The organism is Ventosimonas gracilis (assembly GCF_001580025.1).
Lineage (GTDB): Bacteria > Pseudomonadota > Gammaproteobacteria > Pseudomonadales > Pseudomonadaceae > Ventosimonas > Ventosimonas gracilis.
The window spans coordinates 1-9,559 of record NZ_LSZO01000046.1; the positions used below are offsets into that span (position 1 = coordinate 1).

General features: G+C 54.9%; 9 protein-coding genes. 8 read left to right on the plus strand and 1 reads right to left on the minus strand.

Annotated elements, in window-relative coordinates; translation table 11 throughout:
* Nucleotides 1-229 precede the first annotated feature (229 nt).
* The 8 genes from ispH to tilS all read left to right on the plus strand — a co-directional run bounded on the left by ispH (nucleotide 230) and on the right by tilS (nucleotide 8,718).
* Entirely contained in the window at nucleotides 230-1,174 is a 945-nt protein-coding gene (gene ispH, locus AXE65_RS02405; RefSeq protein WP_068387560.1) for a 4-hydroxy-3-methylbut-2-enyl diphosphate reductase, read from the plus strand.
* Nucleotides 1,175-1,330: 156 nt separating this feature from the next.
* The gene (dnaE, locus tag AXE65_RS02410) at nucleotides 1,331-4,822 is read left to right on the plus strand and encodes a DNA polymerase III subunit alpha (RefSeq protein WP_068387564.1); all 3,492 of its coding nucleotides are present in this window, start codon (nucleotides 1,331-1,333) and stop codon (nucleotides 4,820-4,822) included.
* 28 nt (nucleotides 4,823-4,850) lie between these two features.
* Nucleotides 4,851-5,807, plus strand: a complete 957-nt coding sequence (locus tag AXE65_RS02415) for an acetyl-CoA carboxylase carboxyltransferase subunit alpha (RefSeq protein WP_068387567.1) — start codon at nucleotides 4,851-4,853, stop codon at nucleotides 5,805-5,807.
* 144 nt (nucleotides 5,808-5,951) lie between these two features.
* Nucleotides 5,952-6,251: a type II toxin-antitoxin system RelE/ParE family toxin gene (locus AXE65_RS02420; protein ID WP_068387570.1), complete on the plus strand. Its 300-nt coding sequence runs from the start codon at nucleotides 5,952-5,954 to the stop codon at nucleotides 6,249-6,251.
* A 5-nt stretch (nucleotides 6,252-6,256) separates the two neighbouring features.
* Entirely contained in the window at nucleotides 6,257-6,544 is a 288-nt protein-coding gene (locus AXE65_RS02425) for an addiction module antidote protein (protein ID WP_068387573.1), read from the plus strand.
* 175 nt (nucleotides 6,545-6,719) lie between these two features.
* Nucleotides 6,720-6,998: an antitoxin gene (locus AXE65_RS02430; protein ID WP_204376501.1), complete on the plus strand. Its 279-nt coding sequence runs from the start codon at nucleotides 6,720-6,722 to the stop codon at nucleotides 6,996-6,998.
* 8 nt (nucleotides 6,999-7,006) lie between these two features.
* Nucleotides 7,007-7,375, plus strand: coding sequence for a type II toxin-antitoxin system VapC family toxin (locus tag AXE65_RS02435; protein ID WP_079214012.1), 369 nt, complete (start codon nucleotides 7,007-7,009; stop codon nucleotides 7,373-7,375).
* Nucleotides 7,372-8,718 (plus strand): tRNA lysidine(34) synthetase TilS, encoded by a 1,347-nt coding sequence (tilS, locus tag AXE65_RS02440; protein WP_079214010.1) that lies wholly within the window; start codon nucleotides 7,372-7,374, stop codon nucleotides 8,716-8,718. Before AXE65_RS02435 ends, tilS begins: the two co-directional genes overlap by 4 nt.
* A gap of 82 nt (nucleotides 8,719-8,800) precedes the next feature.
* On the opposite strand, the gene AXE65_RS13210 is transcribed toward tilS, so the two are convergent.
* Nucleotides 8,801-9,256, minus strand: a complete 456-nt coding sequence (locus AXE65_RS13210) for a pilin (RefSeq protein WP_079214011.1) — start codon at nucleotides 9,254-9,256, stop codon at nucleotides 8,801-8,803.
* Nucleotides 9,257-9,559 lie beyond the last annotated feature (303 nt).

The window sequence follows — 9,559 nt, forward strand, 5'->3', positions numbered from 1 at the left end:
CAATCATCGACATGAAAACATCTATCTGGCCTTGCTAAAATTACTGCGTGAACAGCCGCTTTGATCGCGTTTGCTTCCTAAGACCCTTATTTTATAGTCAATTATTTATATCAGCCCAGCAAAACTAATCCTGTTGTAGACCGACCAAGGTGTTTTGTCCAATCTCTTGGCAACCCACACATTCACTTAGGTTATCCTTGCTGCCTTGTTTAAACCCATAGAACCTTGCATGCAGATTACCCTTGCCAACCCGCGCGGCTTTTGCGCCGGGGTTGACCGCGCCATCGCTATTGTTGAACGGGCGCTTGAATTGTTCGGTGCGCCCATTCATGTCCGTCATGAAGTGGTACACAATCGTTTTGTGGTGGATGATTTAAGGGCACGCGGTGCGATATTTGTGGAAGAAATCCACCAAGTGCCGGATAACAGCATCTTGATTTTCAGCGCCCACGGCGTATCACGGGCGGTGCGCGAACAGGCGAGCGCACGCGGCCTTAAAATCTTCGACGCGACCTGCCCGCTGGTCACCAAAGTGCATATGGAAGTGCTGCGCTACAGCCGCGAAGGCCGCGAGTGCATCTTGATTGGTCACGCCGGACATCCCGAAGTCGAAGGCACCATGGGGCAATACGATAGCAGCCGTGGCGGGGCGATTTATTTGGTAGAAAATGCCAAAGACGTGCAAAGCCTGTCCATCCGCGAACCGCAGCGCCTTGCCTTTGTCACGCAGACCACCTTATCGCTGGATGACACCAGCCGCATTATCGATGCATTGCGCGAGCGCTTCCCGCAAATCGCAAGTCCGCGTAAAGATGACATCTGCTACGCCACGCAAAACCGCCAGGACGCCGTGCGCAAACTGGCCGAAGATTGCGATCTGGTGCTGGTCGTCGGCAGCCCCAATAGCTCCAACTCCAACCGTCTACGAGAACTTGCGCAGCGCAGCGGCACTCCAGCTTATTTAATTGACGGTGCGGATGATTTACAGCCAGGCTGGTTTAAACAAGGCCAACATATCGGTATTACCGCAGGCGCTTCCGCGCCGGAAGTGTTGGTTAAAAAAGTCATCGAACGCCTGCATCAATGGGGCGCTCGTGATGCGCGTGAATTATCCGGAGAAACTGAAAGCATCCGCTTTACCCTGCCGCGCGAACTGCGCGTTAAAGCGCTTTAATGCAAAGGAAAGGATGCCATGAACATCAAGGCGCTTTTACATAAAGCGCTGAGTTTGTGTTTATCGACCAGTTAAAAGGAAAGGATTGACACGCCAGACGAACCGGCAAGCGGCTGTTACAATTCGCGCCTTTCCTTAAAATCTGCCCGACCGGTTATGTCTGCCACTTTTGTACACCTGCGTCTGCATAGCGAATTTTCACTTAATGATGGCTTGGTGCGCGTGGCTGCGCTGGCAGAGGCTGTCGCCAAGGCGGGTATGCCCGCTGTGGCGGTGACCGACCAGAGCAATCTGCATGGGTTAATCAAGTTCTACAAGGCCACACACAAGCTGGGGATCAAGCCGATTGTCGGGGCGGATATTTGGCTTTCGGCAGCGACGGATGACGGCGCATTATCCAAATTAACGCTGCTGGTGATGAACCAGACCGGCTACCGCAATTTGACCGAACTGCTTTCGCAAAGCTGGCTTAAAGGGCAGCAAGAGGGTATCGCCGTCACTCAGCGCGATTGGCTGCAAGGCGCTACCGATGGGCTGATTGCGCTGTCCTGCTCGCGTGAAGGGGACATTGCCGCAGCACTTCGCACAGCGGATGAAACGGCGGCTGAAACATTACTCAAATATTGGCAGGCGCTATTTCCTGGGCGCTTTTATCTGGAAGTACAGCGCAGCGGGCGGGATGGCGATGAAGACCATCTACACGCCGCCGCCTCGCTGGCTGAACGCACGGCGGTGCCGTTGGTGGCGACCTGTGATGTGCGTTTTTTACGCCAAGATGAGTTTGAAGCGCACGAAGCGCGGGTTTGTATCGGCGAAGGGCGCATTCTGGATGACCCGCAAAGGCCGCGCCCTTATTGCGACCAGCAATACCTGAAAACGCCCGAAGAAATGGCCGAGCTGTTTGCCGACTTGCCGGAAGCGCTCGCCAACACGGTAGAGATTGCCAAGCGCTGTAATCTTGAGCTCAGGCTGGGCAAAGCGGTGCTGCCGGACTTCCCCACGCCCAATGGCATGAGCATGGACGAGTTTCTGCGCCACAGCGCCAAAGAAGGTTTGCTACAGCGCTTGGCGGCTCATGGCACGGGTGGTCGTCCGCAGCAAGCCTACGACGAACGGCTGGAATTTGAACTCGCCACCATTATCCAGATGGGTTTTGCCGGTTACTTTTTGATTGTGGCGGACTTTATCCAGTGGGCGAAAAACCACGAAGTGCCGGTAGGTCCTGGGCGTGGTTCCGGCGCGGGCAGCTTGGTGGCCTGGGTGCTTGGCATTACCGACCTTGACCCGCTGGCCTATGACCTGCTGTTTGAGCGCTTTTTAAACCCCGAGCGGGTGTCCATGCCGGACTTTGACGTGGACTTTTGCATGGATGGCCGCGACCGCGTGATTGAATACGTGGCGAACAAATACGGGCGCGAGGCGGTCAGCCAGATTGTCACCTTCGGCAGCATGGCCGCCAAAGCGGTGGTGCGCGATGTGGCGCGGGTGCAGGGCAAGTCCTATGGTCTGGCCGACCGTCTGTCGAAGATGATTCCCTTTGAAATCGGCATCACGCTGGAAAAAGCCCGCGCCCAAGAAGAACCCCTGCGCGAGTTTCTCGAAAAGGACGAAGAAGCCGCCGAAATCTGGGAAATGTCGCTGCAACTGGAAGGCATCACGCGCGGCACCGGCAAGCACGCCGGCGGCGTGGTGATTGCGCCAACCAAACTGACCGACTTTACCCCGCTGACCTGTGATGAAGACGGCAGCGGCCTGATTACCCAATTCGACAAGGACGATGTCGAAGCCGCCGGACTGGTCAAGTTCGACTTTTTGGGACTGCGCACCTTAACCATCATCAAATGGGCGCTTTCGACCATCCACCGCGAGCAAAAAAAACAAGGCGTACCTGAGGCCGATTGGGTCAATATCGAAAAAATCCCGCTGGATGACGCAAAAACCTTTGCCATGCTGCAAAGGGGCGAAACCACGGCCGTATTCCAGCTTGAATCGCGCGGCATGCGCGAGCTAGTCAAAAAACTCAAACCCGACTGTCTGGACGATTTGATTGCCTTGGTCGCGCTGTTTCGTCCCGGCCCCTTGCAGTCGGGCATGGTGGATGACTTTATCAACCGCAAACACGGTAAAGCACCGCTCGCTTACCCCCATCCAGACTACCAATACCAAGGCTTAAAGCCGGTTTTGGAATCGACCTACGGCATCATCCTCTACCAAGAGCAGGTGATGCAGATTGCCCAAGTCATGGCCGGTTACAGCCTGGGCGGTGCGGACATGCTGCGCCGTGCCATGGGCAAGAAAAAACCGGAGGAAATGGCCAAGCAGCGCGGCGGCTTTATCGAAGGCTGCGCTAAAAACGGTATTGACGGTAATCTGGCGGCCAACATCTTCGATCTGGTAGAGAAATTCGCAGGTTACGGCTTTAACAAATCCCACTCGGCAGCCTATGGTTTAGTCGCCTACCAAACCGCCTGGCTCAAGGCACACTACCCCGCGCCCTTTATGGCAGCGGTACTCTCAGCCGAGATGCACAACACCGACAAGGTGGTCATCATGATTGAAGAGTGCCGCAGCATGAAGCTCGTCATCGAGCCGCCCAATGTCAACCGCTCGGATTATCAATTCACCGTCAACGAGCAAGGCCAGATTGTTTACGGTTTAGGCGCGATTAAAGGCGTTGGCGAAGGGCCGGTACTTAGCATCCAGAACAGTCGCGCCAAAGATGGCGAATTCAAGGATTTATTCGACTTTTGCCAACGTATTGACCGACGTTCGCTCAACAAGCGCACACTCGAAGCGTTAATTCGCTCAGGCGCGCTCGACGCTTTAGCGCCGGATAAAACAGATCTCGATCAAGGCCGCGCCATCCTGCTCGCCAGCATGGATGAAGCCGTACAAGCCGCCGAACAAAGCGCGCGCTCCCGTGAGAGTGGCCATCAAGACCTGTTTGGCAGCCTGCTCAGCGAGTCGGCGGCGGATGTGTACCAAAACGCCCGCAAAGCGCCGCCGCTTTCCATAAGCCAGCGCCTTGAAGGCGAAAAAGACTGCCTTGGCTTGTACCTCACCGGCCATCCGATCGACGAATACGAGGCGGAAATCCGCCGCTTTGCGCCAGAGCGTATCGCCCGCCTGAAACCCTCGCGTGACACACAAAAAGTGGCAGGGCTACTGCTTAGCCTGCGTGTGACGAAAAACAAAAAAGGCGAAAAAATGGCCTTTATCACCCTGGATGACCGCTCAGCGCGTATCGAAGCCTCGCTATTTGGCGAGCAATTTAGCGAACACCAAGACCTGCTGCACAGCGGCGCATTGCTGGTGGTTGAAGGCGAAGTCAGCCAGGACGACTTTAACGGCGGCCTGCGCCTGCGCAGCTCCAAACTGATGAGCCTTGCGCAGATGCGAAGTAGCCAAGTTCAAAGCCTCTGTGTACAGGCGTGCAACGAAACACTCATGCCAAAATACCTGCCGCAACTGGCCGAACTATGCCGAAAGTACCCGGGAAGCTGCCCGGTCACCGTGGATTTTCGCGGCAAAAATGCCCGCGCCCGCTTGCGCTTTGGTGAAAACTGGCGTATCGAACCTTGTGAAAATCTACTGCGCAGCTTACGCACGCAATTTGGCAAAACCCAAGTTTCCCTGCATTACCGATAAACTCAATGACTCATAAAAGACTCTGCCCATGAACCCTAACTTTCTGGATTTTGAACAACCCATTGCCGACTTGCAGGCGAAAATCGAAGAACTGCGCTTGGTAGACGGCAGCAACGATTTAAATATCGGCGAAGAAATCGCGCGCCTTGAAGAAAAAAGCCGCGCTCTGACGCTCAGCATCTTTGGCAATTTAACCAGTTGGCAGATTGCCAAACTCGCGCGGCACCCGCGCAGACCCTACACGCTTGACTATATCGGGCAAGTGTTTACTGAGTTTGAAGAACTGCACGGCGACCGCCATTTTTCCGATGACGCGGCCATCGTCGGCGGCATCGCGCGGCTTTCTGGCGAACCGGTAATGGTGATCGGCCATCAAAAAGGGCGCGAAGTGCGCGAAAAAGTGCGCCGCAACTTCGGCATGCCAAGGCCAGAAGGCTATAGAAAAGCCTGTCGCCTGATGGAAATGGCCGAGCGCTTCTCGCTGCCGATTGTCACCTTTATCGACACGCCCGGCGCCTACCCCGGCATTGACGCCGAAGAGCGCGGCCAAAGCGAGGCGATTGCCTGGAATTTACGCGTGATGGCGCGGCTAAAAACCCCGATTATCGCAACCGTTATCGGCGAAGGCGGCTCCGGCGGCGCGCTTGCCATCGGCGTGTGCGACCAGCTCAATATGTTGCAATACGCCACTTATTCGGTGATTTCACCGGAAGGCTGCGCCTCCATCCTCTGGCGCACCGCCGAAAAAGCCAGCGAAGCCGCCGAAGCCATGGGCATCACCGCCGAACGGCTAAAAAATCTGGGTATTGTGGACAGCATCATCGAAGAGCCGTTAGGCGGCGCACACAATGCGCCAGAGCTGATGGCCGCCAATGTCGCCAACGCATTAAGTACACAACTTGCGCACCTTAAATCGCTGGATACGCAAACCTTGCTGGAACGCCGCTACCAACGGCTAATGAGCTATGGAGCGATCAGCGGATAACCCGCAGGGCGCGGTGCTTGAACCTGTCTTACAAGCAGACGGCCTTTCACTCCCCTCTTTTTCGCGTGGTGAAAATCAGGCCAAGAAAGAGAATAGCGATGCTAAATGGCTTGCGTTATTGTCTCCAATTAGAGACAATAACGCATGAACACCATTCAAAGCACCACAGAGTTTGATAGATGGCTGGCCAGCCTCACAGACAAGGTTGGCAAAGCGCGCATTTTGCAGCGCCTCGACTCGGCTGTCTTGGGCAACTTTGGCGACTGCGAGCCGGTCGGGTCTGGCGTTAGTGAAATGCGGGTGCATTACGGCCCCGGCTATCGCGTGTATTTCACCCGCCGCGCTGGTGTGGTCTATCTGCTGCTGCTAGGCGGGGATAAATCCAGCCAAAAGCGCGACATTAAACAGGCAATCAAGCTCGCGGCCGAGCTTGGCAAGGAGTAACAACCGTGGCTATTCAAGCGTTTGACGTGTCGGCACACCTGGACGACGAAGAAACCATTCGCGCTTACCTCAGCGCCGCCCTGGAAGACCCAAACCCCGACGCTTTTTTGCTGGCGTTGGGCAACGTGGCAAAGGCTCGCGGCATAGCTCAGCTAGCCGAAGCGGCAGGGGTAGGTCGGCAGAGCTTGTACAAGACGTTAGCCTCTGGCGCTCAGCCGCGTTATGCCACGGTGCTAAAGCTGATTAGTGCCCTCGGGCTTCGGCTGGATGTGCGTGGCGTTAACGTAGCTTGATACGAAAGCACAAACTTGCTTTATTCCAAAATCAGTTCGGTCTTGCCGGATTTCTAGAGTTTGAACCCTGAAAAGGGCAGGCAGCCGTTCCGTCATACCTATACAAACCTTTCCAAATAGCACGAATCTACCTAGGCGGATTTGCTGCTTCACAGTGCACGACAATGGGAATAACATGGAATTCCATTTTTTCTGGAGTTATGCCATGGACGCCGTATTCCAAACCCGGCAATTTCGTGTTGGGAACTCGCAGGCAGTACGCCTTCCGGCAAAGATGGCCTACTTGCCAGGTACGGAACTGACCGTTACCCGCATGGGAGAAAGGATCATCATTGAACCCAAGGAAGAAAGTTTGAGCGGTTTCGTTGAATGGCTAAAAATGGCCGGAGCAAAGGCCAAGGGGCAGGAGTGGGAGCGTGTTGAAATGGAATTTCCAGAGCGGGGCTGGCCATGATAAAGGCCATGCTCGACACCAATATTCTGATTTACGCGACAAAGAACAGCCCGCCACAAATCCTTGGGCGATTGGCAACGTTCAGGAAAGGTGAGATTGTCATCAGTTCAATTGCATGGGCTGAATACTCGGCGGGTGTTCATAGGCTCAAGATAGACAATGACCCTGTTGAAAAGCTGATCAACATCTTGGCGTTTGATGCCGCTGCGGGGAACATGTACGGGATGCTCACAGCCAAGCATCCAGGTAGAGCCAGTGGTTTTGATCGTCTGATCGCCGCTCATGCCATTGCTGCCGGGGTAAAGCTAGTAACCAATAATCCCGCTGATTTTGCGACCTACTTGGGCGACGGCCTGGCGGTAGAAAATTGGCTATGACGGAACGGCACCACCTTGCCTTTATCCTTAACCATATCCGTCGTCACTTGGCGCTTTGGCCGAATGCCGCAGCGCTGCGCGTTGCCTTTTCCGGAGGCCTCGATTCAACCGTACTGCTGCACGCGCTGGCGCAACTGGCCGACCAAGAAAAACGCCCGCCGTTATCGGCTATCCATATTGCCCACGGCCTGCAAAAAGAAGCCGAAGACTGGCCGAGGCACTGCCAAAGGTTTTGCCAGACGCTGGGCATTCCCTTGCAGATTATTTCGGTCAAGGTCGATACCCGCGTCGCCAGCCTCGAACGCGCCGCGCGTGAGGCCCGTCACAGCGCTTTTGCGACGCAGTTAAACAGAGGTGAACTGCTGCTGCTTGCACAACATCAAGACGACCAGGCCGAAACGCTATTGCTGCGCCTGCTGCGCGGTGCTGGCGTGCGCGGCCTTGCCGCCATGCCGAAAAGTCGCCCACTGGGACAAGGCCATCTGCTGCGCCCGCTGCTGAACTGTTCACGACAGATGCTGGAAAATTACGCCAAAGCCGAAGGCTTAAGCTGGATTGAAGACCCGTCCAACCAAGACACGCGCTTTGCCCGCAATCATCTACGGCAAAACGTGCTGCCCACACTGCGCCAGCATTGGCCTGCCGCGAGCAGAACCATTGCCCGCGCCAGCGAGCATCTGTGCGAAGCGCAGCAGCTGCTTGAGGAACTGGCCGAAAGCGACCTCGCCAGCGCGCAAACGCCAAGCCCTTGGCCCTGGCTTAAACTGCCCTCGTTGGAACTTGCGCCCTTATTGGCGTTATCCGCCGCGCGCCAGCGGCTCGCCCTGCGCCACTTTCTCGCACCGCTCACGTGGCTTCCAGACAGCCGCCACTTTGCCGGATGGCAAGCACTCAAAACCGCCACTCATGATGCAAACCCCATCTGGAAACTGCAAAACGGCGAACTGCACCGCGCCGCTGGCCGCCTCTGGTGGCTGTCCGGCAACTGGCTAAAACCACCCGCCGCGCCGCCCGCCTGGCATAACCCCAAGCAGCCTTTGCGGCTGCCGGGTAACGGCGAACTTCGTCTGATCGGCCAGCCACCCGCTGGCACTTTGCAGGTTCGCTATCGAAGCGGCGGCGAACGCTTATTACTGCCCGGCCGCGGCTCGCGCGATTTAAAGCGCCTACTTAATGAACAGCGTCTGCCTGCCTTTATCCGCCCGCGCCTGCCGCTGCTGTATTGCCAAGACAAACTGATCGCCGTCGCCAATTTACCGACGACCCCGGCGCTGCCCTTGATTAAGGCACCTACTCCCCAGCAGAGCGCGTGCTTAATGCTGCACTGGCAGTGTTTGCAATAAACGCGCTATTGATATTAAGCAAACACCAAAACACCGCCGCGCATGACTGCGGGGCGGTGTTTATTTAGCACTTATTTTGCTTTTAGTTTCTGCACGAGACTGGTGCAAACTCATGAATTTCCTTATCACTGGTGCATTTCCAGCCACCATGGGCATTACGTGTCCAAAATATCCTTTTGTCATTGAGTTTTGCACTGGCTCCAGTAAATTTAGCCTCCATGATAGTGACGTTACCATTTATTTGAATAGTTGGAAAACCGTTCTCATTATGACGGCCCTTAATTAGATTGGACTTCACTTCGCCCATTGCACATCTATCATCGCTCGTTGGCTTAGCGCGCCATTGAGGAATATTGCGCCCTTCGCTAAGGCAAAATTCCCATAGGGTTCTTAAAGACCCCATCTCACCCATCACTCTGGAAAATTGTGAGCGAGCAACATAGTTCTGATATTGTGGAATGGCAATGGCCGCCAGAATACCAATAATGGCCACCACAATCATCAGCTCAATCAGGGTGAATCCTTTTTGGCTTTGCATGGTAAAACTCCTGTTTAACTGCATGCTAATCACTTAAGTTAATCACTTAAGCTTCAGCAAAGGAGAAGTTGAAGTTTGAGTTACTGGCCAAAAAGCCAGCAATAAGCATGCCCACTTTTTATAAAGCGCTGAGTGTATTTATATAGTCACGCACTACGGCCGTTTTCAGGGAGGATTTTTTAGATGGGTTTGCTGGCATTATTGGACATAAAAGAAGGGTCTTAGGAAGCAAACGCGATCAAAGCGGCTGTTCACGCAGTAATTTTAGCAAGGCCAGATAGATGTTTTCATGTCGATGATTGA

Bases quoted from the DNA above. Each gene is read 5' to 3' on its own strand.
- ispH (WP_068387560.1), top strand. From the start codon at position 230: ATGCAGATTACCCTTGCCAACCCGCGCGGCTTTTGCGCCGGGGTTGAC.
- dnaE (WP_068387564.1), top strand. From the start codon at position 1,331: ATGTCTGCCACTTTTGTACACCTGCGTCTGCATAGCGAATTTTCACTT.
- AXE65_RS02415 (WP_068387567.1), top strand. From the start codon at position 4,851: ATGAACCCTAACTTTCTGGATTTTGAACAACCCATTGCCGACTTGCAG.
- AXE65_RS02420 (WP_068387570.1), top strand. From the start codon at position 5,952: ATGAACACCATTCAAAGCACCACAGAGTTTGATAGATGGCTGGCCAGC.
- AXE65_RS02430 (WP_204376501.1), top strand. From the start codon at position 6,720: ATGGAATTCCATTTTTTCTGGAGTTATGCCATGGACGCCGTATTCCAA.
- AXE65_RS02435 (WP_079214012.1), top strand. From the start codon at position 7,007: ATGCTCGACACCAATATTCTGATTTACGCGACAAAGAACAGCCCGCCA.
- tilS (WP_079214010.1), top strand. From the start codon at position 7,372: ATGACGGAACGGCACCACCTTGCCTTTATCCTTAACCATATCCGTCGT.
- AXE65_RS13210 (WP_079214011.1), bottom strand. From the start codon at position 9,256: ATGCAAAGCCAAAAAGGATTCACCCTGATTGAGCTGATGATTGTGGTG.